The 24,218-nt window shown below is 72.3% G+C and carries 24 protein-coding genes; 15 read left to right on the top strand and 9 right to left on the bottom strand.

Features of this window, described 5'->3' with window-relative positions; translation table 11 throughout:
• Positions 1 to 3: 3 nt before the first annotated feature.
• Positions 4 to 687, bottom strand: a complete 684-nt coding sequence (locus ACI2LY_RS21015; protein WP_404708475.1) for a glycerophosphodiester phosphodiesterase — start codon at positions 685 to 687, stop codon at positions 4 to 6.
• A gap of 343 nt (positions 688 to 1,030) precedes the next feature.
• On the opposite strand from ACI2LY_RS21015, the gene ACI2LY_RS21010 reads away from it, so the two are divergent.
• The 3 genes from ACI2LY_RS21010 to ACI2LY_RS21000 are packed head-to-tail and all read left to right on the top strand — an operon-like array spanning position 1,031 to position 4,286.
• Positions 1,031 to 2,428, top strand: a complete 1,398-nt coding sequence (locus tag ACI2LY_RS21010; RefSeq protein ID WP_404708474.1) for a DUF6421 family protein — start codon at positions 1,031 to 1,033, stop codon at positions 2,426 to 2,428.
• A gap of 44 nt (positions 2,429 to 2,472) precedes the next feature.
• Positions 2,473 to 3,219: an SDR family NAD(P)-dependent oxidoreductase gene (locus ACI2LY_RS21005; protein ID WP_404708770.1), complete on the top strand. Its 747-nt coding sequence runs from the start codon at positions 2,473 to 2,475 to the stop codon at positions 3,217 to 3,219.
• A complete protein-coding gene (locus ACI2LY_RS21000; RefSeq protein ID WP_388998664.1) occupies positions 3,216 to 4,286 on the top strand; it encodes a threonine aldolase family protein in 1,071 nt (356 codons plus the stop codon). Before ACI2LY_RS21005 ends, ACI2LY_RS21000 begins: the two co-directional genes overlap by 4 nt.
• A gap of 65 nt (positions 4,287 to 4,351) precedes the next feature.
• On the opposite strand, the gene ACI2LY_RS20995 is transcribed toward ACI2LY_RS21000, so the two are convergent.
• On the bottom strand, positions 4,352 to 5,080 hold the full coding sequence (locus ACI2LY_RS20995) for a lysophospholipid acyltransferase family protein (protein WP_404708473.1): 729 nt from the start codon (positions 5,078 to 5,080) through the stop codon (positions 4,352 to 4,354).
• 204 nt (positions 5,081 to 5,284) lie between these two features.
• Between ACI2LY_RS20995 and ACI2LY_RS20990 the strand changes: the two genes are divergently transcribed.
• The 4 genes from ACI2LY_RS20990 (at position 5,285) to ACI2LY_RS20975 (ending at position 8,415) form a co-directional block, all read left to right on the top strand.
• Positions 5,285 to 5,689 (top strand): TlpA family protein disulfide reductase, encoded by a 405-nt coding sequence (locus ACI2LY_RS20990; protein WP_404708769.1) that lies wholly within the window; start codon positions 5,285 to 5,287, stop codon positions 5,687 to 5,689.
• Positions 5,690 to 5,881: 192 nt separating this feature from the next.
• A complete protein-coding gene (locus ACI2LY_RS20985; protein WP_393593157.1) occupies positions 5,882 to 6,391 on the top strand; it encodes a flavin reductase family protein in 510 nt (169 codons plus the stop codon).
• Between the two features lie 221 nt (positions 6,392 to 6,612).
• Positions 6,613 to 7,398 carry an electron transfer flavoprotein subunit beta/FixA family protein gene (locus tag ACI2LY_RS20980; RefSeq protein WP_393593156.1) on the top strand — a complete coding sequence of 262 codons (786 nt, stop codon included), beginning with the start codon at positions 6,613 to 6,615 and terminating at the stop codon, positions 7,396 to 7,398.
• 54 nt (positions 7,399 to 7,452) lie between these two features.
• Complete coding sequence (locus ACI2LY_RS20975) at positions 7,453 to 8,415, top strand: electron transfer flavoprotein subunit alpha/FixB family protein (RefSeq protein WP_404708472.1); 963 nt, start codon at positions 7,453 to 7,455, stop codon at positions 8,413 to 8,415.
• Positions 8,416 to 8,479: 64 nt separating this feature from the next.
• Here ACI2LY_RS20975 and ACI2LY_RS20970 read toward each other — a convergent pair whose 3' ends face one another.
• The gene (locus ACI2LY_RS20970; RefSeq protein ID WP_404708471.1) at positions 8,480 to 8,947 is read right to left on the bottom strand and encodes a hypothetical protein; all 468 of its coding nucleotides are present in this window, start codon (positions 8,945 to 8,947) and stop codon (positions 8,480 to 8,482) included.
• A gap of 179 nt (positions 8,948 to 9,126) precedes the next feature.
• Between ACI2LY_RS20970 and ACI2LY_RS20965 the strand changes: the two genes are divergently transcribed.
• A complete protein-coding gene (locus tag ACI2LY_RS20965; protein ID WP_404708470.1) occupies positions 9,127 to 10,389 on the top strand; it encodes a DUF6986 family protein in 1,263 nt (420 codons plus the stop codon).
• A 6-nt stretch (positions 10,390 to 10,395) separates the two neighbouring features.
• Here the strand turns inward: ACI2LY_RS20965 and ACI2LY_RS20960 are convergent, their stop codons facing one another.
• On the bottom strand, positions 10,396 to 11,445 hold the full coding sequence (locus ACI2LY_RS20960; protein WP_404708469.1) for a LacI family DNA-binding transcriptional regulator: 1,050 nt from the start codon (positions 11,443 to 11,445) through the stop codon (positions 10,396 to 10,398).
• Between the two features lie 218 nt (positions 11,446 to 11,663).
• Between ACI2LY_RS20960 and ACI2LY_RS20955 the strand changes: the two genes are divergently transcribed.
• Positions 11,664 to 12,617, top strand: a complete 954-nt coding sequence (locus ACI2LY_RS20955) for an ROK family protein (protein WP_404708468.1) — start codon at positions 11,664 to 11,666, stop codon at positions 12,615 to 12,617.
• A gap of 43 nt (positions 12,618 to 12,660) precedes the next feature.
• Here ACI2LY_RS20955 and ACI2LY_RS20950 read toward each other — a convergent pair whose 3' ends face one another.
• Positions 12,661 to 14,670: an NPCBM/NEW2 domain-containing protein gene (locus ACI2LY_RS20950; RefSeq protein ID WP_404708467.1), complete on the bottom strand. Its 2,010-nt coding sequence runs from the start codon at positions 14,668 to 14,670 to the stop codon at positions 12,661 to 12,663.
• A gap of 174 nt (positions 14,671 to 14,844) precedes the next feature.
• Here ACI2LY_RS20950 and ACI2LY_RS20945 point away from each other — a divergent pair, with 174 nt between their 5' ends.
• The gene (locus ACI2LY_RS20945; RefSeq protein ID WP_404708466.1) at positions 14,845 to 15,033 is read left to right on the top strand and encodes a hypothetical protein; all 189 of its coding nucleotides are present in this window, start codon (positions 14,845 to 14,847) and stop codon (positions 15,031 to 15,033) included.
• Between the two features lie 142 nt (positions 15,034 to 15,175).
• Entirely contained in the window at positions 15,176 to 16,219 is a 1,044-nt protein-coding gene (locus ACI2LY_RS20940) for an NUDIX domain-containing protein (RefSeq protein WP_404708465.1), read from the top strand.
• Between the two features lie 52 nt (positions 16,220 to 16,271).
• Here ACI2LY_RS20940 and ACI2LY_RS20935 read toward each other — a convergent pair whose 3' ends face one another.
• Positions 16,272 to 17,627 carry a dipeptidase gene (locus ACI2LY_RS20935; protein WP_404708464.1) on the bottom strand — a complete coding sequence of 452 codons (1,356 nt, stop codon included), beginning with the start codon at positions 17,625 to 17,627 and terminating at the stop codon, positions 16,272 to 16,274.
• A gap of 171 nt (positions 17,628 to 17,798) precedes the next feature.
• Here ACI2LY_RS20935 and ACI2LY_RS20930 point away from each other — a divergent pair, with 171 nt between their 5' ends.
• Positions 17,799 to 19,085, top strand: a complete 1,287-nt coding sequence (locus tag ACI2LY_RS20930; protein WP_404708463.1) for a geranylgeranyl reductase family protein — start codon at positions 17,799 to 17,801, stop codon at positions 19,083 to 19,085.
• Here the strand turns inward: ACI2LY_RS20930 and ACI2LY_RS20925 are convergent.
• Positions 19,075 to 19,527 carry a nitroreductase family deazaflavin-dependent oxidoreductase gene (locus ACI2LY_RS20925; RefSeq protein WP_404708462.1) on the bottom strand — a complete coding sequence of 151 codons (453 nt, stop codon included), beginning with the start codon at positions 19,525 to 19,527 and terminating at the stop codon, positions 19,075 to 19,077. The two genes, ACI2LY_RS20930 and ACI2LY_RS20925, sit on opposite strands and share 11 nt — an antisense overlap.
• 129 nt (positions 19,528 to 19,656) lie before the next feature.
• On the opposite strand from ACI2LY_RS20925, the gene ACI2LY_RS20920 reads away from it, so the two are divergent.
• Positions 19,657 to 20,349 (top strand): TetR/AcrR family transcriptional regulator, encoded by a 693-nt coding sequence (locus tag ACI2LY_RS20920; protein WP_404708461.1) that lies wholly within the window; start codon positions 19,657 to 19,659, stop codon positions 20,347 to 20,349.
• Between the two features lie 10 nt (positions 20,350 to 20,359).
• On the opposite strand, the gene ACI2LY_RS20915 is transcribed toward ACI2LY_RS20920, so the two are convergent.
• Positions 20,360 to 21,139 (bottom strand): DeoR/GlpR family DNA-binding transcription regulator, encoded by a 780-nt coding sequence (locus tag ACI2LY_RS20915; protein WP_404708460.1) that lies wholly within the window; start codon positions 21,137 to 21,139, stop codon positions 20,360 to 20,362.
• A gap of 123 nt (positions 21,140 to 21,262) precedes the next feature.
• Between ACI2LY_RS20915 and ACI2LY_RS20910 the strand changes: the two genes are divergently transcribed.
• Positions 21,263 to 22,144 (top strand): SIS domain-containing protein, encoded by an 882-nt coding sequence (locus tag ACI2LY_RS20910; RefSeq protein ID WP_404708459.1) that lies wholly within the window; start codon positions 21,263 to 21,265, stop codon positions 22,142 to 22,144.
• 21 nt (positions 22,145 to 22,165) lie between these two features.
• Positions 22,166 to 23,035, top strand: a complete 870-nt coding sequence (locus ACI2LY_RS20905) for a ketose-bisphosphate aldolase (protein ID WP_404708458.1) — start codon at positions 22,166 to 22,168, stop codon at positions 23,033 to 23,035.
• Here the strand turns inward: ACI2LY_RS20905 and ACI2LY_RS20900 are convergent.
• Entirely contained in the window at positions 23,022 to 24,155 is a 1,134-nt protein-coding gene (locus tag ACI2LY_RS20900; protein WP_404708768.1) for a methyltransferase, read from the bottom strand. The genes ACI2LY_RS20905 and ACI2LY_RS20900 overlap by 14 nt on opposite strands.
• Between the last annotated feature and the right edge of the window lie 63 nt (positions 24,156 to 24,218).

The raw sequence follows: 24,218 nt of genomic DNA, 5'->3' as shown, positions 1-24,218 counted from the left end.
CGCCTACGCCGTGAAGCGGCCGGTGCGCTTGATGTCCGGCAGGTCGGTGGTCGCGCCGTCCAGCTGGAGGGCGCGCACCAGCCGCAGCTCGTCCTGGGTGTTCACCACCCAGGCGAAGACCCTCAGGCCCGCAGCCCGCGCCTTCTCCACGACCTCCAGCGTCAGCCGCCGGACGTCGAGACAGAGCGTCGCCGCGCCGACCGCCACCGCGCGGTCCACCACCTCCGGGCCGTAGTGCTCGGCGACCAGCGCGGTGCGCACCCCCGGCACCAGCCGGGTGATCTCGGCGAGCGCCTCGTCGTGGAAGGAGATGACCTCCACCCGTGAGACCAGGTCCCGCCGGAGCATCACCTCCGCCAGCGCCTTCGCGGCCGCCACGTCCTTGATCTCGGCCTGGATCGGTGCCTTGACCGCGTCCAGCACCTCTTCGAACACCGGCACCCGCTCGCCGCGCCCCGCGTCCAGAGTGCGCAGCTCCTCGAGGGTCTTCTCGGCGATCTGCCCGGTGCCGTCGGTGGTGCGGTCCACCGCGGCGTCGTGCATGACGATCAGCGCACCGTCCTTGCTCAGGTGCAGATCGAGTTCGATCAGGTCCAGCCCGGCCTGCTCGGCGGCGGCGAAGGAACGGAGCGTGTTCTCGGGCTCGACACCCATGACCCCACGGTGCCCGATGGTAAGGAAGTTCAAGGTTCAACTCGCTTCCGTCGACGGCGGATCGGCTTTCGCGGACCCGACGGAGTGTCGTCGTCCGCACGCCTGGCTCGCAGCCTAACGGCCGTGCCCGCACCGGTGCGATCGCGGAGTTCCCGGCGCGGCGAACGACTCACTGTGGCCGAAAACGGGGCGGTCGGTCACCCACCCGTACCGCCCCGACACCCGCAGCGAAAGTGAGCGCGGTCACGGTTTGCGGCGGGAAAAACAGCGGTGACCATGCGGCCGCGCAGAATAATTTCCCGATCCCCCTCTTGTTCGGCGAAACTGGGTATGCATACGGTGTCCATACGCGAGGTTCTCCCGTGGAGGATGGGACATGACGGAAATTCTTGTGCAGCCCGGTACGGAGGGACAGGTTCCTTCGCTGACCAGGGTGGTCGAGCACGCGGCGTGGCCCGTCCTCAAGGGTGCGGTGGAGCAGATCCGGCCATGGCAGTCGAAGGACGGCTCGATCGACTTCGCCGCCGAGGGCGCCCCCGAGCGGGCCGAGGCGGAGGCGGCGGTGAGCCGGGTCGCGGCCGCGGTGGAGGAGCTCTCCCCGCTGCTCCCGCACGACGCCGCGTACCACCGCGCGCTGGTCAGCGACCTGGGCCGCTGGGCCGAGGGCGGTTTCGAGGTGCCGGACTTCCTGGACTCGCTGCTGGCGTTCCAGCCCGCGGCCAACCGCGCCGACGGCCTCCAGCACCTCGTCGTCTTCCCGATGTACACGCAGAACGGCAACCCCGACCGCAATCTCGAGGCGGTCGTGCTGCGCATGGTCTGGCCGGACTGGCTGGCCGAGCTGGAGCGCACCCGGTACGACAACCCGCTGTTCTGCGGCATCACCTTCGAGGACTTCACGGCCGGGTACGACACCAACTCCGCCGTCCTCTTCCCGGAGACCATCGCCGTCCGTGAGGCGCCGGAACGTTTCTCCTGGGGCGGCATCTTCTGCGACCGCGAGGCCGCCCGCTTCCGCCGCGTCACCGACGCCGCCGTCGGCATCCTGGGCCTGGAGCTGCCCGAGGACATCGCCGCGATGGTGCACGACCAGAAGCGCTGCGAAGAGGCGTTCGTGCTCTGGGACATGGTCCACGACCGCACCCACAGCCACGGCGACCTGCCGTTCGACCCGTTCATGATCAAGCAGCGCCAGCCGTTCTGGATGTACGGCCTGGAGGAGCTGCGCTGCGACCTCACCGCCTTCAAGGAGGCCGTGAAGCTGGAGACGGACGGCGTCCCGCAGGCCCGTGACGTGCAGTACGCGGTGCTCTTCGACCGCATGTTCCGCTTCCCCGTCACCGGCGACCGCGTCCGCAACTACGACGGGCTCGGCGGCCAGCTCCTCTTCGCCTACCTGCACAAGCACGACGTGGTCCGCTGGACCGACAACAAGCTCGCCATCGACTGGGAGCGCGCCCCGCAGGTCACCAACCAGCTCTGCGCCGACATCGAGCAGCTCTACCGCGACGGCATCGACCGCCCCAAGCTGGTCCACTGGTTCGCCGGGTACGAGCTGGTCGCCTCCTACCTCTCCCCGCACCCCGGCTCCAAGTGGGCCAAGGGCCCCGACGCCCTCGACCTCGGCCTGCCGCCGCGCAAGCTGGTGGACGACGTGCTCCCGGACGAGTTTCCGCTGAGCATGTTCTATGAGGCGCTGGCCAAGAAGCTGAAGAATGTGATCGCCGAGACCAAGGGCATCACCGCGGACGGCGCCGAGCGGATCGCCGCGTGAGCGACGACCGCCGGGACGACACGGCAGCAGCAGAAGGGAAGACGATGCAGAACGGGGCTCTTCGGGGCGCGGTGATCGCGGTCGCCGGAGCGGGCGGACCGGCGGGACGGGCCACCCTGATCAGGCTCGCCGAGGCGGGCGCGACCGTGGTCGGCGCGGACAACGACCCGGCCCGCCTGGCGGAGGCCGTCGACGCGGCCCGCTACGCCAACGGCGGCGCCACCGTCACCGGTGAGACCGTCGACCTGCTCGACCTCGACTCCACCCGCGCCTGGGCCTCGGGCATCGAGAAGGAGTTCGGCCGCGTGGACGGCCTGGTCCACCTGGTCGGCGGCTGGCGCGGCGGCGCCAAGTTCGACGGCACCGACCTCGCCGACTGGGACCTGCTGGAGAAGCTGCTCGTCCGCACCGTCCAGCACACCTCGCTGGCCTTCTACGACGCCCTCCAGCGGGCCGGTGACGGCCGCTATCTGCTGATCAGCGCCGCGGGCGCGTCCAAGCCCACCGCGGGCAACGCCGCCTACTCCGCCGCCAAGGCGGCCGCCGAGGCGTGGACGCTGGCCATGGCCGACGGCTTCCGCAAGGCGGGGGGCGAGGAGGGGTCGGCGGCCGCTGCTGCCATCCTGGTGGTGAAGGCGCTGGTGCACGACGCGATGCGCGCGGAGCGGCCCAACGCGAAGTTCGCGGGCTTCACGGACGTCAAGGAGCTGGCCGAGGCCATCGAGGGCGTCTGGGGCAGGCCCGCCGCCGAAGTGAACGGAAACCGTCTGTGGCTGACCGAGAAGCCGTGAACCCTGCCAGGACCGATGCCCGTCGCCACCACGACCCGCAGGTCCGCGGTTTCGCCAGCGACAACTACGCCGGGGCGCACCCCGAGGTGCTCGCCGCCGTGGCCCTGGCCAACGGCGGCCACCAAGTGGCGTACGGCGAGGACGAGTACACCGAGAATCTCCAGCGGATCATCCGCAGCCACTTCGGCGCCACCGCCGAGGCGTTCCCGGTGTTCAACGGCACCGGGGCCAACGTCGTCGCGCTCCAGGCGGTCACCGACCGCTGGGGCGCGGTGATCTGCGCCGAGAGCGCGCACATCAACGTGGACGAGGGCGGCGCCCCCGAGCGGATGGGCGGCCTGAAGCTGCTCACCGTGCCCACCCCGGACGGCAAGCTCACCCCCGAGCTGATCGACCGGCAGGCGTTCGGCTGGGACGACGAGCACCGGGCGATGCCCCAGGTCGTCTCGATCACCCAGTCCACCGAGCTGGGCACGCTCTACACGCCCGACGAGATCCGCGCGATCTGCGAGCACGCCCACGCGCACGGCATGAAGGTGCACCTGGACGGCTCCCGGATATCCAACGCCGCCGCCTCCCTGAACGTCCCCATGCGGGCGTTCACCAACGCGGTCGGCGTCGACATCCTCTCGCTGGGCGGCACGAAGAACGGCGCCCTGTTCGGCGAGGCGGTCGTCGTCATCAACCAGGACGCCGTCTCGCACATGAAGCATCTGCGCAAGCTGTCCATGCAGCTCGCGTCCAAGATGCGCTTCGTGTCGGTGCAGTTGGAGGCCCTGTTCGCCAAGGACCTCTGGCTGCGCAACGCCCGGCACGCCAACGAGATGGCCCAGCGGCTCGCCGAGGGCGTCCGCGCGGTGCACGGCGTGGAGATCCTGCACCCGGTGCAGGCCAACGGCGTCTTCGCCCGGCTCCCGCACGACGTGAGCGTCCGGCTGCAGAAGCGGTTCCGCTTCTACTTCTGGGACGAGGCGGCCGGTGACGTCCGCTGGATGTGCGCCTTCGACACCACGGAGGAGGACGTCGACACCTTCGTGGCGGCGCTCAAGGAGGAGATGGCCCGCTGAGGGCCTTCCCGAGACACGAGAACGGCCCGGCCGGACGGTGAACGTCCGGCCGGGCCGTCGTCGTCTCAGTGGGCCTCGGCCGCCCGCAGCTGCTCGTTCGTCGGCGCCGAACCGCCCAGGTGGGCCGGGAGCCACCAGGAGTCCTCGGCGCCCTTGGGGCGGGCCGGGTAGGCGCGCTGGGCGGCGTCCAGCAGCTCCTGGACCCCCTCGCGCAGCCGACGGGTGATCGCGCCCGCGTACTGCTCGCGCGACGCCTCCAGCGCCTCGCCGACCCGGATGGTGATCGGGGTGTGGCTGCGCTTGAAGTTGCGCGGCTGGCCCTTGGTCCACAGCCGCTGGGTGCCCCACAGCGCCATCGGGACCAGCGGGACGCCCGCCTCCTGGGCCAGGCGCGCGGCACCGGACTTGAAGCTCTTCAGGGTGAAGGACTCCGAGATCGTCGCCTCCGGGAACACCCCGATGATCTCCCCGGCACGCAGCGACGCCAGCGCGTGCGCGTACGCCGTCTCGCCCTGGGCGCGGTCGACCGGGATGTGCTTCATGCCGCGCATCAGCGGACCCGACACCTTGTGCCGGAAGACCGACTCCTTGGCCATGAACCGCACCAGGCGCTTCTGCGGCAGCGCGGCCAGACCGTTGAAGATGAAGTCCAGATAACTGATGTGATTGCTCACCAGCACGGCGCCGCCGGTACGCGGGATGTTCTCCGACCCCTGGCAGTCGATCTTGAGGTCCCACACCTTGAACAACGTCCGGGCGAAACCGACGACGGGGCGGTAGACCAGCTCTGCCATAAGCGGGGTGGTCCCTTTCTGCTCTGCTCGGGAAAGGGGGCTCCCGGCGGTAAGTTACGGAGCCGTAGGTTTACGGCTCTCGCAGATCGTGCCCCAAGAACGGGCGGGTGACCAGTCTTGGTGCCCCGTGGCGGCGAGATCCTCGTCACGTCCGCCCGTACCCCCCTCTTTCGGAGGCCGGGAATCCATTCGGCCCTCGATGTGCTGGTGTTGAGGACGGATCGGACGACCAGCGCCGCGCGAGCGGCGGAGCGGAGGATACGGGTGCGCGGGCGGGACGACGAACGGCGGCTCACGGCGGCCGACCTCGGCGGCGACTTGGGGGAGCGGGCCACCCTCGTGCAGTTCTCCAGCGCCTTCTGCGCGCCCTGCCGGGCCACCCGCCGCACCCTGGCCGAGGTCGCCCGGATGGTTCCCGGTGTCGCCCACGTCGAGATCGACGCGGAGGACCGCCTCGGCCTCGTCCGCGAACTGGACGTCCTGAAGACGCCCACCGTGCTGGTCCTCGGCCCGGACGGCGAGGTCGTGCGGCGCGCCCAGGGGCAGCCCCGCAGGGCCGATGTCATCGCCGCGCTGGGCGAGGCCGTGGACGGGCGGCGCGATGGCTGACCACCGGACGGCGCCCCGGCGGCGACTTGACGGCACCCGCCGTCGGTCGTCAGCCTGGCCCGGTGCTGATCGAACACCTTCTCGCCGGACCGGCCCCCAGCGGCCCGGCCCGCGTCGGGCGTGCCCGCTGTCCCGGCCGCTGAACAACCCCGGACCGGATCAGTTCGCCCCCGTCGGCAGAAGGACGACCCCATGACGGCCACTCCCGGCCTCGGCTCCCGCCACCCCGCCTCGCCGGACCTGCTGCGCTCCGTCTTCCGTCGGCACGCGGCCGGGGTCGCGGTGATCACCGCGCGCGGCGAGCACGGCCCGGTCGGCTTCACCGCCACCTCGCTCAGCTCCGTCTCCGCCGAACCCCCGATGATCTCCTTCGGTATAGGCACCGGCGGGTCCAGCTGGCCCGCGATCGCGCGGACCGACCATGTCGGCGTCCATGTGCTCGGCGAGCACCAGAGCGACCTCGCCGCCACCTTCGCGCGCAGCGGCGCCGACCGCTTCGGGGCGTCCACCGGCTGGAGCGAGGGGCCCGAGGGCGTGCCCGTGCTGGACGACGTGCTCGCCTGGCTGGTGTGCCGGATCGTGGGCCGGGTACCAGCCGGGGACCACCGGATCGTGCTCGCCGAGGTGCTGCTCGGCGACCCCTCCGGCGACGGCCGTCCGCTGCTCTATCACCAGGGACGCTTCAACGCCCTGCGGGACTGAGCGGGTTGGGCCCCGGGTCCGCGGAGCCGTCGGGTGCCGGTTACGCTGCGTTGCGAAGGTCACAGTTCAAAGCGCTTGCTTAGCGGGCATGAACTGGATGTACTGGTGAGTAATATTTCGGTCGGAGCGCACCGACGCCCCGAGCGGGATCAGCCGCTTGAGGCGCCTATGCTGCACTTCAAGAGGCAGCCCGGAAAAGACGATGCAGTAGGAGAGCCGGCGTGAGCTTGAGGATCGTTGTCACTGTGAAGTACGTGCCCGACGCCACTGGCGACCGGCACTTCGCCGATGACCTGACCGTCGACCGCGACGACGTGGACGGTCTGCTCTCCGAACTGGACGAGTACGCGGTCGAGCAGGCCCTCCAGATCGCGGACGAGGCGGACGACGCCGAGGTCACCGTGCTGACCGTCGGCCCCGAGGACGCCAAGGACGCGCTGCGCAAGGCCCTCTCGATGGGCGCCGACAAGGCGATCCACGTCGAGGACGACGACCTGCACGGCACCGACGCCCTGGGCACCTCGCTGGTGCTGGCCAAGGCGATCGAGAAGGCCGGTTACGACCTGGTGATCTCCGGCATGGCCTCCACCGACGGCACCATGGGTGTCGTTCCGGCGCTGGTCGCCGAGCGCCTCGGCGTGCCGCAGGTGACGCTGCTCTCCGAGGTCTCGGTCGAGGACGGCACCGTCAAGGGCCGCCGCGACGGCGACGCCGCCTCCGAGCAGCTCGAGGCTTCCCTCCCGGCCGTGGTCTCCGTGACGGACCAGTCCGGTGAGGCGCGTTACCCGTCGTTCAAGGGCATCATGGCGGCCAAGAAGAAGCCGGTGGAGTCCTGGGACCTGTCCGACCTCGACATCGAGGCGGAGGAGGTCGGTCTCGAGGGCGCGTGGACCAAGGTCGACGCCGCGAACGAGCGTCCGGCGCGCACCGCGGGCACGATCGTCAAGGACGAGGGCGAGGGCGGCAAGCAGCTCGCCGAGTACCTCGCGGGCCAGAAGTTCATCTAAGGCCCCGCACCCCGCCGACCGCCCCTCAACTTCGTTACGCAGGAGAGCAATCCCATGGCTGAAGTCCTCGTCTACGTCGACCACGTGGACGGTGCCGTCCGCAAGCCCACCCTGGAGCTGCTGACGCTGGCCCGCCGCATCGGCGAGCCCGTCGCCGTCGCCCTGGGCAACGGCGCCGCCGACACCGCCGCCACCCTCGCCGAGCACGGCGCGGTGAAGGTCCTCACCGACGACGCGTCCGAGTACGCCGACTACCTGGTCGTCCCCAAGGTCGACGCCCTCCAGGCCGCCGTCGAGGCCGTCTCCCCGGCCGCCGTGCTGGTCCCGTCCTCCGCTGAGGGCAAGGAGATCGCCGCCCGTCTGGCGCTGCGCATCGGCTCCGGTCTGATCACCGACGCCATCGACCTGGAGGCCGGGGCCGAGGGTCCCGTCGCCACGCAGTCGGTGTTCGCCGCGTCCTACACCACCAAGTCCCAGGTCACCAAGGGCATCCCGGTCATCACGGTCAAGCCGAACTCGGCCGCCGTGGAGGCCGCCCCGGCCGCCGGTGCCGCCGAGGCCCTGTCCGTGACCTTCTCGGACAAGGCGACCGGCACCAAGGTCACCAGCCGCACCCCGCGCGAGTCCACGGGCCGCCCGGAGCTGACCGAGGCCGCGATCGTGGTCTCCGGTGGCCGTGGCGTCAACGGCGCGGACAACTTCGCGCTGATCGAGGCCCTCGCCGACTCGCTCGGTGCCGCTGTCGGCGCCTCGCGTGCCGCGGTGGACGCGGGCTGGTACCCGCACACCAACCAGGTCGGCCAGACCGGCAAGTCGGTCTCGCCGCAGCTGTACATCGCCAACGGCATCTCCGGCGCGATCCAGCACCGCGCGGGTATGCAGACGTCGAAGACGATCGTCGCGGTCAACAAGGACCCCGAGGCCCCGATCTTCGACCTGGTCGACTACGGCGTCGTCGGCGACCTCTTCGAGGTCGTCCCCCAGCTCACCGACGAGATCAAGACCCGCAAGGGCTGATCCCGGCACGCTGGACGAGGCCCCCGGAACCGCACCGGTTCCGGGGGCCTCGTCACGTCCGGGGTCAGAGCTGATGGACCCACGCCACCACGAACACCGCACCTGCGGCGCACGCGAGCAGGGCGACGGGCAGCACCCAGGCGCCGGTCCGCTCACCGCGCACGAACCGCGCCCCGAGCCGGTCGTGCAGGAACGCCACGCACCACAGCAGGGCGAGACCGCCCGCCGCGACGGGCAGCCCGACCGCGAAATGCGCCAGCCACGCGCCGCCTCGCGTCGGCCCGCCCCAGGAATGGTCGTAGGGTCCACGGTCCACCAGCCCGTACAGCACGCCACGGGCGACGAACAGCAACTCCACACCGACGGCGACGAGAGCGAGCGCGCCGAGCGGGATGCCCAGTAGGGCGTGCAGCAGCCTGCGCGACCGCCCCGGAGGGCGACCGGTCAGGGCCGCGCCGGAGCGGGCCACGCTGGTGGGGAGCAGTAACGCGCCGCGGAGCATGTCCGCGGCGATCGGCTTGATGTAGGTCATGCCCCGACGCTAGGTAGGGAGCCGTACCCCCGCGTCGTCCCTTCGTACGAGTCGGGCACTGACTCGGGGCTGAGGGTGGTCCCTAGGGGTGGCAGGACGTGTTGACCTGTGGGAATCGCCGTGGATACCGTCCGTCAACGGCTCGTCGAGGCCGTACCGCGGACGCCGGAGGGTGTGGGATGAGTCGGCAGGAGCATGTGAGGACGAGCCTCGGCGGAGAGGTCGGCAAGGAGGTCGACGGGCTGCTCGCGCCGGTCGACGCGGAGCTGACGCTGCGTTACCCCGGCGACCCCGGCACCCGCCAGCCCGTCCACACCGTGTACGTGCCCGGCGACGTGTTCGGCGAGGGCACCGTGCGCGACTGGGGCGACCGGGCGCTCGCCGCGCTCGACGAACACGCCCCCGACGCGGCCTCGTTCGCCGCCGTCCTCGGGCTGTCCGGGGAACTCGCCGAGCCGGTGTACACCCGCGTCCGCGCCAAGCTGGAGCGCGAACCTGTGGAAGACCTGCGCGTCGACTTCGAGGACGGCTACGGGCACCGGCCGGACGCCGAGGAGGACGAGGACGCCGCCCGCGCAGCCCGGCTGCTCGCGGAGGACGCGCCCCCGTACCTGGGTGTCCGGGTGAAGTGCATGGAGGCGGGCGTACGCGAGCGGGGCATCCGTACCCTCGACATCTTTCTCACCGGACTGATGGCCTCCGGCGGGCTGCCCGAGGGACTGAACCTCACGCTGCCGAAGGTGACGTACGCCGAGCAGGTCGCGGCCTTCGCCCGGGTGCTGGACGCCTTCGAGCGGGCGCACGGGCTGGCGTCCGGGCGGCTCGGCTTCGAGATCCAGATCGAGACCAGCCAGGCGATCCTCGCCGCCGACGGCACCGCCACCGTCGCCCGGATGATCCAGGCCGCCGGGGGCCGGGCCACCGGACTGCACTACGGCACCTTCGACTACAGCGCCGCCCTCGGTGTCTCCGCCGCCCATCAGGCCCCCGACCACCCCGCCGCCGACCACGCCAAGGCGGTGATGCAGGTGGCGGCCGCCGGGACCGGCGTACGCGTCTCGGACGGCTCCACCAACGTGCTGCCGGTCGGCCCCACCGCACAGGTCCACGACGCCTGGCGACTGCACCACCGCCTCACCCGCCGCGCCCTGGCCCGCGCCTACCACCAGGGCTGGGACATGCACCCCGGTCATCTCCCGACCCGGTACGCGGCCGTCTTCGCCTTCTACCGCGAGGGTTACGCGCGTGCGGCGGCCCGGCTCGCGGCCTACACCGCCCGCACCCAGGGCGACGTACTGGACGAGCCCGCCACCGCAAGGGCGTTGAGCGGCTATCTGCTCCGGGGTCTGCACTGCGGCGCCCTGGACAGCGCGGAGGTGACGGCGGCGAGCGGGCTCAGCCGGGCCGAGCTGGAGAACCTGGCGGGCGTCCGGCCCCGGTAGCGATCTTCAGTCCGCCGGGGGCAGTTCCCCCGAGCCGCGGGTGATCAGGCGGGTCGGGATCTCCAGGCGTTCCGGGGTGCCGGGGGCGCCGTCGAGGCGCTGGAAGAGGCGGTCGGCGGCGGTACGGCCGAGGGCCGCCGCGTCCTGCGCGACCACCGTCACGCCCGGCTGGAGCAGATCGGCCAGCTCGAAGTCATCGAACCCGACCAGGGCGACCGGCCGGGCCCGCTCGGCCAGCACCCGGATCACCGTGACCGTCACCCGGTTGTTGCCCGTGAAGACGGCGGTGACCGGGTCGGGCCCGGTGAGCATCTCCTCCATGGCCCGCCGCACCCGCTCGGGATCGGTCGCCCCCAGGGAGATCCACTGCTCCGCGACCGGTATCCCCGCGTCCTCCATCGCCGCCCGGTAGCCGCGCAGCCGCTCGGCGGCCGTGTGGATGCGGGGCATGTCACCGATGAAGCCGATCCGGCGGTGCCCGTGGGCGATCAGATGGGCCACGCCGTCACGGGCGCCCCCGAAGTTGTCCGACAGGACCACGTCCGCGTCGATCCGCCCGGCCGGACGGTCCACGAACACCGTCGCCACGCCCGCCCGGATCTCCGGCTCCAGATAGCGGTGGTCGTCCCCGGCCGGGATCACCAGCAGTCCGTCCACCCGCCGCGCGCACAGCGCCAGCGCCAACTCCTGCTCCCGGTCCGGGTCCTCGGCGCTGGAGCCGTTGATCAGCAGCGCGCCGTGCGAGCGCGCCACCTCCTCGACGGCGCGGCTCAGCGGCCCGTAGAACGGGTCCGCCAGATCCTCCAGCACCAGACCGATGCTCGCGGTACGGCCCTTGCGCAGCACCCGCGCGCTGTCGTTGCGCCGGAAGCCCAGCGCCTCGATCGCCTCCCGCACCCGCCGCTCGGTGTCGGGGGTGACACCCGGCTCGCCGTTCACCACGCGGGACACCGTCTTCAGGCCGACCCCGGCCCGCGCGGCCACGTCCTTCATGGTGGGCCGGTTGCCGTAACGGCTCCCGTTGGCGCTCTCGGCTCGGCGGGTGGTCTCGGGCACGGTGCGGTGTCCTGTCCTGTTGTCCGGGGGTGTCGCGGGGCGGTGCGGGGAATCGGGGGCCGGTACCAGCATGTGGCGTCGAGCATAGAGCCTGGACAACGTTGTCAGGTGCGAGAGAGACTGTCCACCGCCGTCCCGGCCCGCGCCCCCACCGCGACCGGCCCGGGACGCCCACCACCACATCGCCACCTACGGCTCGACGGGGAGACCAGACTCTGATGCACACCGACCTCGTGGCGGCCCTGGACATCGGCGGCACAAAGATCGCCGGTGCCCTGGTGGACGGCCATGGCCGGATCCAGGCGCGCACCCAGCGCGCGACGCCCGCGCGACAGGATGGCGAAACGGTCATGCGGGCCGTCGAGCAGGTGCTCGGCGACCTCGCCGCCTCGCCGCTGTGGGGACGCGCCTCCGTGATCGGCATCGGCAGCGCCGGTCCGGTGGACGCCTCGGCGGGCACCGTGAGCCCGGTGAACGTGCCGGGCTGGCGCGGCTTCCCGCTGGTCGAGCGGGTACGCGCGGCGACCGGCGGCCTGCCGGTCGAGCTGATCGGCGACGGGGTCGCCATCACCGCCGCCGAACACTGGCAGGGCGCCGCGCGCGGCCACGACAACGCCCTCTGCATGGTGGTCTCCACCGGCGTCGGCGGCGGACTGGTCCTCGGCGGCCGACTGCACCCCGGTCCCACCGGCAACGCCGGTCACATCGGCCACATCAGCGTCGACCTGGACGGCGAACCCTGCCCGTGCGGCGCGCGCGGCTGTGTGGAGGGCCTGGCCAGTGGCCCCAACATCGCCCGCCGCGCCCTGGCGGACGGCTGGCGGCCCGGCCCGGACGGCGACACCTCCGCCGCCGCCGTGGCGGACGCGGCCCGTCGGGGCGACCCGGTCGCCGTGGCCTCCTTCGAGCGGGCCGCGCAGGCCCTCGCGGCCGGGATCGCGGCGACCGCGACCCTGGTCGAGATCGACATCGCGGTGATCGGCGGCGGCGTCGGCAAGGCGGGCGACGTGCTCTTCGCCCCGCTGCGCAAGGCCCTCACCGACTACGCCACCCTCTCCTTCGTCCAGCGGCTCACCGTCGTGCCCGCGCAGATGGGCACCGACGCCGGTCTGGTCGGCGCCGCGGCAGCCGCGCTGGCCCTCCGGCCGGACACGACCACTGCCGGGGTCTGAGCGCCGCGTGGCCACGGGGACGCCCCCGTGGCCACGGCCGGGTTCAGCAGCTCAGCCGGGCGTCCGCCCAGTCCGCGTGATCGGAGTCGCCGCCGTCGCCCCCGTCGGTGACGATCAGCCGGACCACCCGCGCGCCGGTCACATCGGCGGTCAGCGGCCGCGCGGCCTGCGCGTTGGTCAGCACGCCCGACGACGCGGCCCGCACGCCGTCCGCCCAGATCTCGAAGGCCACACTGCCCTTCGTGCCCTTCTCGTCGTCGACGCCCACCTCGGCGGTGACCTCCTCGCAGCGCCGCCCGGCGTAGTACGCGACCTCGCTGGCGGCATGCACCCCGAGCCCCTTGGCGTACACCGCGGAGCCGATGGTGAGCGGGGAGCCGTCGCCCGCGGCCTGCTCCCCGTTGCTGGTGTCACGCTCCACCGGCCCCCAGCCGCTGACCGCCGACAGCCAGGGCAGATCGCTCAGGTACGAGGTCCCGGCCGGTGGCGGCGCCACCACGGACGCGGTCACCGGCAGCTCGTCCGTGACAGGCTCTCCGGCGGGCGAGCGGTACCGGACCCGCAGATCGAGGGCGTACGACCCGAGGGGCGTCCCCGCTGGTGCCGTCACCCGCCAACGGGTGCGCAGAGATGTGCCGTTGGGCAACGCGGCCGCCGTGGCCGGGGAGAGGGCGCGTACGGTCCAGCCGTCCGGGCCGGTCAGCGCGGCCGAGACCTGGCGGGCGGGGGTGCGGCCCAGGTCGGTGACGGTCGTGCTGAGCGTGGCCGGGGTGTCCCGCTCGATGAACGGGGCTTCGTCCAGGCCGAGTTCGACGGCGGGCGGGTGCTCCGCCCAGCGGCCGTCGGCCGAGACCCGGAGCAGGACCGTGCCGTGCGCCGGGACGGTGGCCGCGAGGGTGCCCGCCGTGTTGGTGTCCCGGTGCTGCCACAGGTCGCGCAGGGTGTAGCCGGGGGCGCGGGGCAGGCCCACGGCGGCGGCGCTGGTGGCGACGCGCTGCGCGGTCCCGGACTCGTTGAACAGGGCGACCGCGCGGCTGCCGTCCGCCATCTCCTTGGCGACCACCCAGCGGCCGCCCTCGCTCGACACCACCGTGCCCTGCCTGCCCAGCGGGTCTTGGTCGACCGCGATGACCTCCTTGTTGCCGAGGATGTCCAGGGTGGCGGGGGAGGCGGTGCGCAGGTCGGTGCCGATGAGCAGCGGGGCGGCCATGACCGACCAGAGCGAGAAGTGGGAGCGGTACTCGGTGTCCGTCATGCCGCCGTTGCCGACCTCCAGCATGTCGGGGTCGTTCCAGTGACCGGGTCCGGCGTACGGGGCCAGCGGCAGGTTCTGCTTGAGGATGGAGAGCATGGAGCCCCAGCTGTCGCTGATGTCCCCCGTGGTGCGCCAGAGTTGGCCCACGTCGGAGGCCCACTCCCAGGGCTTGTTCTCGCCCCACTCGCAGATGCTGTAGACGATGGGGCGTCCCGTGGCCTTGAGTGCGTCGCGCATGGTGCGGTAGCGCTGCCGGGCGTCCACGCCCTGGTTGTTGCAGTTGTCGTACTTCAGATAGTCCACGCCCCACTCGGCGAACTGCCGGGCGTCGCTCTCCTCATGGCCGAGCGCGCCGGGGAAGCCCGCGCCGTCGCAGGTCTTGGTGCCCGCGCTGGTGTAGATGCCGAGCTTGAGACCCTTGGCGTGGACGTAGTCCGCGACCGCCGAGATGCCGTGCGGGAAGCGGGCGGGGTCCGGCACCAGCTTGCCGTCGGCGTCCCGCTGGGGGAGCGCCCAGCAGTCGTCGAGGTTGACGTACTGGTACCCGGCGTCCTTGAGGCCCTCGGTCACGAAGAGGTCGACGATGCCCTTGACCATGTCCTCGTCGAACTCGGCCCGGCAGTGGGTGGAGTTCCAGTTGTTGAAGCCCATAGGCGGGGTGAGGGCCAACCCCTCGGCGGGGGCCGGGGGAGGGGGCGCGGCGGTGGCCGGGGCGGCGAGACCGCCCGCGCTCAGCAGCGCCATCAGGAGTACTGCGGCTGCTCGGATGCGGTGCGTGCGGGGGTGGGGGTGACGCATCGTCGACGTTCCTCCGGCTCGCGGCGGACAGGGACGGGCACCGGTGCGGCGATCACGGTAGGACGTGTCCGAGTCTGTTGGAAGGGGTGCGCCGGACACGTTCGGTCCTGTTGGTTCGGCTGGCCGAAACCCGTACTGCGTGACCCTCCGGGCCGTCCGGCAGTTGATCACGGCATGAAGAAGCGCAGCATGCTCGCCATCGCCAGCCTCGCCACCGGTTTCGTGGTGGCCGCCCTCACCCCGTCCCACGCCGCGGAGAACACCGGCCTGAGCGACCTCAAGGTGGACGACACCCTGAGCACCGTCGACCACATCGTGAGCCAGGACAGCTTCGACGTGGACGAGGACGCGCTCGGCCAGTAAGGGCCGGAATAGACCGCGAACATAGTGCCGGGACCCTTGCCGCAGGGGTCCCGGCGCTGTGCTGTGCGCCCTCAACTGGGCGTGGTTTCCGTGACAGGGTGGAACGGGCAAGCCCCAGGGGGCCAACAGAAGAGGGGGAACCGTGACCGTCGTCTGGATCAACGGCGCGTTCGGTGCGGGCAAGACCACCACCGCACGGGAACTGATCGAACTGATCCCGAACAGCACGCTCCTCGACCCCGAGCTGATCGGCGCGACGCTCTCGCGTCTGCTTCCGGCCAAGCTCCTCGCCGAGGTCGACGACATCCAGGACCTGCCGATCTGGCGCCGCCTGGTGATCGACACCGCCGCCGCGACCCTCGCCGAGCTGGGCGGGACCCTGGTGGTCCCCATGACCCTGCTGCGCCAGGAGTACCGCGACGAGATCTTCGGCGGCCTCGCCGCCCGCCGGATCTCCGTGCGCCATCTGCTGCTCGCCCCGGCCGAAACGATTTTGCGCCAGCGCATCGCCGAGCGGCAGCCACCGCCGGACCTGCCCGACGCCGAGATACGCGAGCGGCAGTGGGCGTACGACCACATCGAGCCCTACCGCGCCGCCCTCGCCTCCTGGCTCACCGCCGACGCCCACCCCATCGACACCAGCGGGCTCACCCCGTACCAGAGCGCCGTCCGGATCACCGAGGCCGTGGGGAGCGGCGCGGCCCGGCCGTGCGAGATCGTGCAGACCCCGGAGCCTGCCGGGGAGACGCTGGCCGCCGGGGTGCTGCTCTTCGACGCGGAGGACCGGGTGCTGTTGGTCGACCCCACCTACAAGCCGGGCTGGGAGTTCCCCGGCGGGGTGGTCGAGCGGGGGGAGGCCCCGGCCCGCGCCGGGATGCGGGAGGTCGCCGAGGAGGTCGGCATCCGGCTGCGGGAGGTGCCCCGCCTGCTGGTGGTCGACTGGGAGCGTCCCGCCCCGCCCGGCCACGGCGGACTGCGCCTCCTCTTCGACGGCGGCCGCCTCACCCCCGACGAGGCCGCCCAGGTCCTGCTGCCCGGCCCCGAACTCCGCGCCTGGCGCTTCGCCACCGAACGCGAGGCCGCCACCATGCTCCCCCCGGTCCGCTACGAACGCCTCCACTGGGCTCTCAGGGCCCGCGAACGCGGCGCGGCGCTGTATCTGGAGGCGGGGGTGCCGGTCGGCTGACGGTATGCGCCCGCTGCCCCGTGCGGGCGCACTCTCGTCAACTCGAACTCGGTCAGTTCGCCGCGTAGTTGTTCAGGAACAGGGCCTCCGCGACCGAGAGGCGCTCCAGTTCCTCGGGGGAGACGCTCTCGTTGACCGCGTGGATCTGGGCCTCCGGCTCGCTCAGGCCGATGAGGAGGATCTCGGCCTCCGGGTAGAGGCTCGCGAGGGTGTTGCAGAGCGGGATCGAGCCGCCCTGGCCCGCGTACTGCATGGTCTCGCCGGGGTACGCCACCGCCATCGCGTCGGCCATCGCCTGGTAGGCGGGGCTCGTGGTGTCGGCGCGGAACGGCTGGCCCTGGCCGACCTGTTCGACGCTCACCCGGGCGCCCCACGGCGTGTGGGCCTCCAGGTGGGTGGTGAGCAGCTTGGTCGCCTCGGCGGCGTCCACGCCCGGCGGCACCCGCAGGCTGATCTGCGCGCGGGCGCTCGCCTGCACGGACGGGGTGGCGCCGACGACCGGCGGGCAGTCGATGCCGATGACCGTCACCGCGGGACGCGCCCACAGCCGGTCGGCGATCGAGCCCTCACCGATCAGCTCCACGCCGTCCAGCACCTTGGCGTCGGCACGGAACTGCTCCTCGCCGTACTCCAGCCCCTCCCAGCGGGCGTCGGCCGTCAGGCCGTCCACCGTGGTCGAACCGTCCTCGGCGCGCAGCGAGTCCAGGACGCGGATCAGCGCGGCGAGCGCGTCCGGGGCGGCACCGCCGAACTGGCCCGAGTGCAGGTTCCCGGCCAGGGTGTCGACCTGGACCCGGAGCATCGTCATACCGCGCAGGGTGGTGGTCGCCGTGGGCAGACCCACGCGGAAGTTGCCCGTGTCGCCGATCACGACGGTGTCCGCCGTCAGCAGCTCCGGGTGCGCCTCCGCGTACCGCTCCAGACCGCCCGTGCCCTGCTCCTCGGAACCCTCCGCGATCACCTTGACGTGCACCGGCACCCCGCCGTTCGCCTTCAGCGCGCGCAGCGCCAGCAGGTGCATGATCAGGCCGCCCTTGCAGTCGGCCGCGCCACGCCCGTACCAGCGGCCGTCCCGCTCCGTCAGCTCGAACGGCGGAGTGGCCCAGGCGGCCTCGTCCAGGGGCGGCTGCACGTCGTAGTGGGCGTAGAGCAGGACGGTCTTCGCGCCCTCGGGGCCGGGCAGGTACCCGTACACCGACTGGGTGCCGTCGGGCGTGTCCAGGAGCGCCACGTCGGTGAAGCCCTCGGCGCTGAGCGCGTCCACGATCCAGTTCGCGGCGCCCTCGCTCTCGCTCCTCGGGAACTGGCCGAAGTCCGCCACCGACTTGAAGGCGACCAGCTCGGTCAGCTCCGCCTTGGCGCGGGGCATCAGCGAGGCGACGGTCTCGGCGACCGGATTCGACGACATGGGTACGGCTCCTCGTGGGGTACGACGTTGAACTGCTGGAATGCACCGATCCTCCCACAGCGGCCCGAGCCGGGGACCAGCCGTAGGATGCGTGTGACATGGGGGTCCCCCGCCCCATGTCACCGGTGCACCGGGGGAGCGGCAGCGGCTTGATCGGAGCGATGGACCATCGTGAGCGGCGAGAACACTTCGGCGGAGGATGAGCGGCGGGTCTGGGACGTCGTCGTGGTCGGCGCGGGACCCGCGGGCGCCTCGGCGGCCTACGCGGCGGCCGTCGCGGGCCGCCGGGTGCTGATGCTGGAGAAGGCGGAACTGCCCCGCTACAAGACGTGCGGCGGCGGCATCATCGGCCCCTCCCGCGACGCGCTCCCGCCCGGCTTCGAACTCCCCTTCCGGGACCGCGTGCACGCGGTCACCTTCTCCCACAACGGCCGCTTCACCCGGACCCGGCGCTCCCGGCAGACGCTGTTCGGGCTGATCAACCGGGCCGAGTTCGACCAGCGGCTGGTGGAGCACGCGCAGAAGGCGGGCGCCGAGCTGCGCACCGGCGTGACCGTGCAGCGCGTGGAACAGCACGGCTCGGCCGTCCCCGACCGGCGCACCGTCGCCGTGGTCCTCCAGGGCGGCGAGACGGTACTGGCCCACGCGGTCGTCGGCGCGGACGGCAGCGCCAGCCGGATAGGAGCGCATGTCGGGGTCAAGCTGGACCAGGTCGACCTCGGTCTGGAGGCCGAGATCCCGGTCCCGGACACCGTCGCCGAGGACTGGAAGGGCCGCGTCCTCATCGACTGGGGCCCGCTGCCCGGCAGTTACGGCTGGGTCTTCCCCAAGGGCGACACGCTCACCGTCGGCGTGATCTCCGCGCGCGGCGAAGGAGCGGCCACCAAGCGGTACTTGGAGGACTTCGTCGCCCGTCTCGGCCTCGCCGGGTTCGAACCGAGCATCTCCTCCGGGCACTTGACCCGCTGCCGGGCCGAGGACTCCCCGCTCTCCCGCGGCCGGGTGCTGGTATGCGGCGACGCGGCCGGGCTGCTGGAGCCGTGGACTCGTGAGGGCATCTCCTTCGCGCTGCGCTCCGGGCGCCTCGCGGGGGAGTGGGCGGTGCGGATCGCCGAGGCCCACGACGCCGTCGACACCCGTCGGCAGGCCCTGAACTACGCTTTCGCCATCAAGGCGGGGCTCGGCGTGGAGATGAGCGTCGGCAAGCGGCTGCTGGCCGCTTTCGAGCGCCGCCCCGGTGTCTTCCACGCCGGGATCACCGGGTTCCGGCCCGCGTGGAGGGCGTTCCGCGACATCACCACCGGCGCGACGACGCTGGGGGAGATGGTCAGGTCCCGTCCGCTCGTCCAGCGCGCGCTGGCCGCGCTGGACCGGGGGCGGACCGCGCCGGAGACGCAGCAGGAGGAGCAGGGGGAGCGGCCGGAGCAGCCTGAGCAGGGGGACACCGTCAGTCCCTGACGGTGATCCGGAACACCGGGTGGTCGGAGGCGGCCGCGAGGATCTCCGCGTCGGAGCTGCTCGCGGTCACCCCGGCGAAGAACTTGTCGACCTGCCAGCCCCACCGCTCCAGGTAGGTCCGCAGGATGGGGAGCTTCTCTGCGTCGGGCAGCTCCACCGCGCTGAACGGGCGCACCTTCCGGCCGACCCGCAGCTCGCCCCCCTCGGCCGCACGCATGTTGCGCACCCACTGGGAGTGGCCGCGCGCCGAGACCAGGTACTGCCCGCCCTCGTAGGTGTGCGGGTTGACCGGGACGCGCTGCATCTCGCCGCTCTTGCGGCCACGCACCGACAGCTCCGCGCTGCCCGCGAGGCTGACCCCGAGGCGGGCGAGCTTGCCGACCAGCCCGTTGAACCAGGTACCGAGCGGGCTTGCCTTCAGGTAGTACGGCGCGGACGACATGGCAACCCCCAGGGGTTCGGGAGAGCGGTGCTCTCGCTTCGGTCTCCAGTGTGCCGAGAGCACTGCTCTCGCGCAAGAGCAGTGCTCTATTTCGTGTGCACTGATCCGACGCGTGGCAGACTGGCCCGCATGAGCACCACAGAGGGCGCCCGCGCACGGGCCAGGACCGAGGTCACCGCGGCCATCAAGGACGAGGCCCGCAGACAGCTCGCCGCCGAGGGCGCGGCGAAGCTCTCGCTGCGCGCCGTGGCCCGCGAGCTGGGCATGGTGTCGTCGGCGCTCTACCGGTACTTCCCGAGCCGCGACGACCTGCTGACCGCGCTCATCATCGACGCCTACGACTCCCTCGGCGAAGCGGCCGAGACCGCCCACGCGGGCGTCCCCGAGGGGGAGTTCATGCGCCGCTGGACGGTCGTGTGCGAGGCGGTACGGGTATGGGCACTCGCTCATCCGCACGAGTACGCCCTGATCTACGGCTCGCCGGTACCCGGATACGCCGCCCCCGCCACCACCATCCCGTCCGCCGGGCGGGTGGCCATGGTGCTGATCGGTGTCGTCCGCGACGCCGACCGGGGCCCCGGCCTCACCGGGCTGTCGCTCCCCGCCGAGCTGCGCCCCGAGGCCGAGCGCATGGCGGCCGACATCGCGCCCGAGCTGCCGGTGGCGGCGGCGCCCGCCATGGTCGCCGTCTGGGCGGAGCTGTTCGGGCTCATCGGCTTCGAGGTGTTCGGGCAGTTCACCCGGGTCGTGGAGGACCGCGAACGCTTCTTCCGGCACGCCGCAGTCCGGCTCGGCGAGAGCGTGGGCCTGCCCGCCGCCTGACCGGGCGGGCTCAGACGGTGAGCACCCGGACGCCCGCCTCCTCGAACCGGCGTACCGTCTCCGGGGTCACCGCGGTGTCCGTCACCAGCGTGTCCACCGGCTCCGGACCGCAGATCCGGGCGAACGCCCGCCGCTGAAGCTTGCTGGAGTCGGCCGCGACCACCACGCGCTCCGCCCGCTCGCACAGCAGCCGGTTGACCGCCGCCTCCGACTCGTCGTGCGCCGCAGCGCCGTGCACCGGGTCGAAGGCGCCCACCCCGAGCACCGCCACGTCCAGCGTGACCGCGCCAAGCACCCCGTCCGCAAGCGGTCCGACCAGCTCGAACGACTGCGTGCGGGCGACCCCGCCGGTCACCACGATCTTGAACTGCGGCCGTACGGCGAGTTCCCCCGCGATGTTGAGCGCGTTGGTGACCACGGTCAGCGCGGGCGAGCCGGTGGCCAGGTCGGCGCGGACGGCCAGCGCGCGGGCCACCTCCGTGGTCGTCGTGCCGCCGGTCAGCCCCACTGCCTCGCCCGGCGCCACCAGATCCGCCACCGCCGCCGCGATCCGCTGCTTCTCGGTGGCGTGCCGGGCCGTCTTGTAGCGGAGCGGCAGCTCGTACGACACCCCGTGCGCGACCGCCCCGCCCCGCGTGCGCACCAGCATCCGCTGCTCGGCGAGCCCGTCGAGGTCACGGCGGATGGTCGCCGCCGACACCGCCAGCTCGGCCGCCGCCTCCTCGACCTCCAACCGGCCCCGCTCCGCCAGGAGTTCGAGCAGTGCCTGCCAGCGGGTGTCCCGCGCCATCGGATCTCCGTCCCTGTGCTCTCCCGGCGACCCTAACGCACCGACGATTCCCGTCCCGATGCTTGATGATGCTCGAAAGTCGGCGGTATCTTGCACGAACGATCAGCCTGGGGAGGGTGTGGCATGAGCCATGTCGAGGACGAGCTGAGGAGCCAGCCCGAGTGCTGGGAGCGGGCGGCGAAGGAGGCGGGCGCCCACCGCGCGGCCCTGCCGGTGCCGGGGGAGCGGGTCGCGATCGTCGGCTGCGGCACCTCGTACTTCATGGCCCAGGCCGTGGCCGCGCTCCGCGAGCACGCGGGACAGGGCGAGACGGACGCCTTCGCCGCCTCGGAGTTCCCGCGCGGCCGCGCCTACGACCAGGTCATAGCCCTCACCCGTTCCGGCACCACTACCGAAGTGCTGGATCTCCTGGCCGAGTTGAGGGGTTCGACCCGGACCACCGCGATCACCGCCGATCCCGAGACACCCATCCGGCAGGCCGCCGACGATCTGGTGGTCCTCGACCACGCCGACGAACGCTCCGTCGTTCAGACCCGGTTCGCCACCACCGCCTTCACCCTGCTGCGCGCCCACCTCGGACTGCACACCCCGGCCGCCGTCACCGACGCCCGCACCGCCCTCACGGACGTACTGCCCGAAAGCCTCGTCCAGCGGCGTGAGTTCACCTTCCTCGGCCGGGGCTGGACCGTAGGGCTGGCGAACGAGGCGGCGCTGAAGATGCGGGAGGCGTCGCTGTCCTGGACCGAGGCGTACCCGGCGATGGAGTACCGGCACGGCCCGATCAGCATCAGTACCGAGGACACCGCGACCTGGATGCTCGGCCCGGCCCCCGAAGGGCTCGCCGAACAGGTGCGTGGCACCGGCGCCCTGTGGATCGAGGGCGCACTCGACCCGCTCGCCGAACTGATCCGCGTCCAGCGTCTCGCCGTCGCCGTGGCCGCCGCCCGAGGACTCGACCCCGACCGGCCCCGCCACCTCACCCGCTCGGTGATCCTCACCCCCTGAACGCGGAAGGGACCAGCCGCCGTGCCCCTCACCACCACCGGTGCACTCACCACCCGAGCAGCCCGACTCCGCACCGCCGTGGCCGCGTTCAACATCATCACGCTCGAACACATCGAGGCCGTCGTGGCGGGTGCGGAGGCGGCCGGAGCGCCCGTCGTGCTCCAAGTGAGCCAGAACGCGGTCAAGTTCAGAGGCGGCCACCTCCGCCCCCTCGCCCGCGCGGCCGTCTCCGCAGCCGAACGGGCAGGCGTGCCCGTGGCGTTGCACCTCGACCACGTCCAGAGCGACGAACTCCTCCGCCAGGCCCGCGACGCCGGGTTCAGCTCCGTGATGTACGACGCCGCCCGCCTGCCCTACGCCGAGAACCTCACCGCCACTCAGGCGGCCGCCGACTGGGCGCATTCCCAAGGGCTGTGGATCGAGGCCGAGTTGGGCCAGATAGGCGGCAAGGACGGCAGGCCCCCGCTGGACGCCCACGCCCCCGGCGCCCGTACCGACCCCGCCGAGGCACGGGACTTCGTCGCGCGGACCGGTGTCGACGTGCTCGCCGTGGCCATCGGCAGCACCCACGCCATGACCACCCGTACCGCGGTCCTGGACCACGCCCTGCTCGAGCGGCTCTCCGCCGAACTGACCGTACCCCTGGTGCTGCACGGCTCCTCGGGCGTCCCGGACGGCGAGCTGGTCAAGGCGGTCGAGGGCGGCATCGGCAAGGTCAATGTGGGCACCGCCCTCAACACGGCCCTCACCCGAGCCGTACGCGACCACCTCGGCCGGCACCCCGAGACCGTCGACCCCCGCACCTACCTCGCCGACGGCCGCACGGCCATGGCGGAGGAGGTGGCGCGGATCATCCGCGTACTCGGCTGCGCGGGTGCTAGCTCTTCTTGACCGCCTTCAGCACCACGAACTTCGGGTCGCTCGCCACCAGTTCACAGTTGCCGAACAGCCGCTTCAGCTTCACGTGGTAGCCCAGATGCCGGTTGCCGATCACCCACAGCTCGCCGCCCGGCCGCAGCGCCCGCTCGGCACCGGTGAACATCCGCCAGGACGTGGCGTCACTGGTGGCCTGGTGCGAGTGGAACGGCGGGTTGTTCAGCACCAGGTCGACGCTGCCGGACGCCACCCCGGCCAGCCCGTCCCCGACCCGGAACTCCGCGTGCCCCGGCACCCCGTTCGCCTTGTAGGTGGCCTCCGCCGAGGCGACGGCCTGGAACGACTCGTCCACGAACAGCACTTCGGCCTCCGGGTCGGCCAGCGCCACCGCCGTGCCCACCACGCCGTTGCCGCAGCCGAGGTCCACCACCCGGCGCCCGCGCGTCTCCGGCAGGTGCCCCAGGAAGAACCGGGTGCCGATGTCCAGCCGGTCGGCGCAGAACACGCCCGCGTGGTTGACCACAGGCCGCCCCGACGCCACCCCGAGCCCGTCCGGCAGGGCGTACCCGTACGGCCAGGGATTGTCCGGGCGGATGAGCGACGGGTCCGGGGTGCAGAAGATCAGCCGGGCCTTCTGCTTCGCCAGCGAGGTGCGGGTCGGCCCGAGAATGCGCTCGAACAGCTTGAGCGTGGAGGTGTGGATCTCCTTCACCATGCCGGTGCCGATCACCACCGTCCCCGCGTGCACGGCGGGCGCCAGCCGCAGCAGCTGGTCTTCCAGCAGCGCCAGGCTCTTGGGCACGCGCACCAGCAGCACGTCCACCCGCTCGGGCACCGGGTCCTGCGTGGTCAGCAGCCGTACCGTGCCGGGCCCGACCCCGGCCCGCGCCAGGTTCGCCCGCGTGGCCTCCTGGCTCAGGAAGGAGTCGGTGATCTGCGTCGGCCGGTGCGCGGCCAGCGCCGTCGCCAGCGCGCCCCAGCGGTCGCCGAGCACCACCACATCGCCCGACAGCTCCACCCCTTCCTCGGCCAGATGCCGCAGCAGATACGCGTCGGAGGCGTCCCAGGCACGCAGCCGGTCGCGGGGATCGTCGGGGAAGCGGGACAGCTCGGTCTCGCCCCACGGAGTCGTCATGCGGTCGTTCATCGCCCCCCAGGCTAGCCGAGCCCCAGCTCAGAACCGGTCCACCGCTTCTGG

The sequence above is a fragment of the Streptomyces sp. NPDC002176 genome, from assembly GCF_044903645.1.
Classification (GTDB): Bacteria; Actinomycetota; Actinomycetes; order Streptomycetales; family Streptomycetaceae; genus Streptomyces.
The sequence above is the reverse complement of the archived record's forward strand: the minus strand, read 5'-3'. Positions and strand labels throughout refer to the sequence as shown.

Excerpts from the sequence above, each read along its gene's own strand:
- ACI2LY_RS21010 (WP_404708474.1), top strand. The coding sequence starts at position 1,031 with ATGACGGAAATTCTTGTGCAGCCCGGTACGGAGGGACAGGTTCCTTCG.
- ACI2LY_RS20955 (WP_404708468.1), top strand. The coding sequence starts at position 11,664 with ATGCACACCGACCTCGTGGCGGCCCTGGACATCGGCGGCACAAAGATC.
- ACI2LY_RS20975 (WP_404708472.1), top strand. The coding sequence starts at position 7,453 with ATGGCTGAAGTCCTCGTCTACGTCGACCACGTGGACGGTGCCGTCCGC.
- ACI2LY_RS20995 (WP_404708473.1), bottom strand. The coding sequence starts at position 5,080 with ATGGCAGAGCTGGTCTACCGCCCCGTCGTCGGTTTCGCCCGGACGTTG.
- ACI2LY_RS20965 (WP_404708470.1), top strand. The coding sequence starts at position 9,127 with ATGAGTCGGCAGGAGCATGTGAGGACGAGCCTCGGCGGAGAGGTCGGC.
- ACI2LY_RS20935 (WP_404708464.1), bottom strand. The coding sequence starts at position 17,627 with ATGTCGTCGAATCCGGTCGCCGAGACCGTCGCCTCGCTGATGCCCCGC.
- ACI2LY_RS20970 (WP_404708471.1), bottom strand. The coding sequence starts at position 8,947 with ATGACCTACATCAAGCCGATCGCCGCGGACATGCTCCGCGGCGCGTTA.
- ACI2LY_RS20920 (WP_404708461.1), top strand. The coding sequence starts at position 19,657 with ATGAGCACCACAGAGGGCGCCCGCGCACGGGCCAGGACCGAGGTCACC.
- ACI2LY_RS20985 (WP_393593157.1), top strand. The coding sequence starts at position 5,882 with ATGACGGCCACTCCCGGCCTCGGCTCCCGCCACCCCGCCTCGCCGGAC.
- ACI2LY_RS20945 (WP_404708466.1), top strand. The coding sequence starts at position 14,845 with ATGAAGAAGCGCAGCATGCTCGCCATCGCCAGCCTCGCCACCGGTTTC.
- ACI2LY_RS20910 (WP_404708459.1), top strand. The coding sequence starts at position 21,263 with ATGAGCCATGTCGAGGACGAGCTGAGGAGCCAGCCCGAGTGCTGGGAG.
- ACI2LY_RS20925 (WP_404708462.1), bottom strand. The coding sequence starts at position 19,527 with ATGTCGTCCGCGCCGTACTACCTGAAGGCAAGCCCGCTCGGTACCTGG.
- ACI2LY_RS20950 (WP_404708467.1), bottom strand. The coding sequence starts at position 14,670 with ATGCGTCACCCCCACCCCCGCACGCACCGCATCCGAGCAGCCGCAGTA.
- ACI2LY_RS21005 (WP_404708770.1), top strand. The coding sequence starts at position 2,473 with ATGCAGAACGGGGCTCTTCGGGGCGCGGTGATCGCGGTCGCCGGAGCG.
- ACI2LY_RS20900 (WP_404708768.1), bottom strand. The coding sequence starts at position 24,155 with ATGACGACTCCGTGGGGCGAGACCGAGCTGTCCCGCTTCCCCGACGAT.
- ACI2LY_RS20915 (WP_404708460.1), bottom strand. The coding sequence starts at position 21,139 with ATGGCGCGGGACACCCGCTGGCAGGCACTGCTCGAACTCCTGGCGGAG.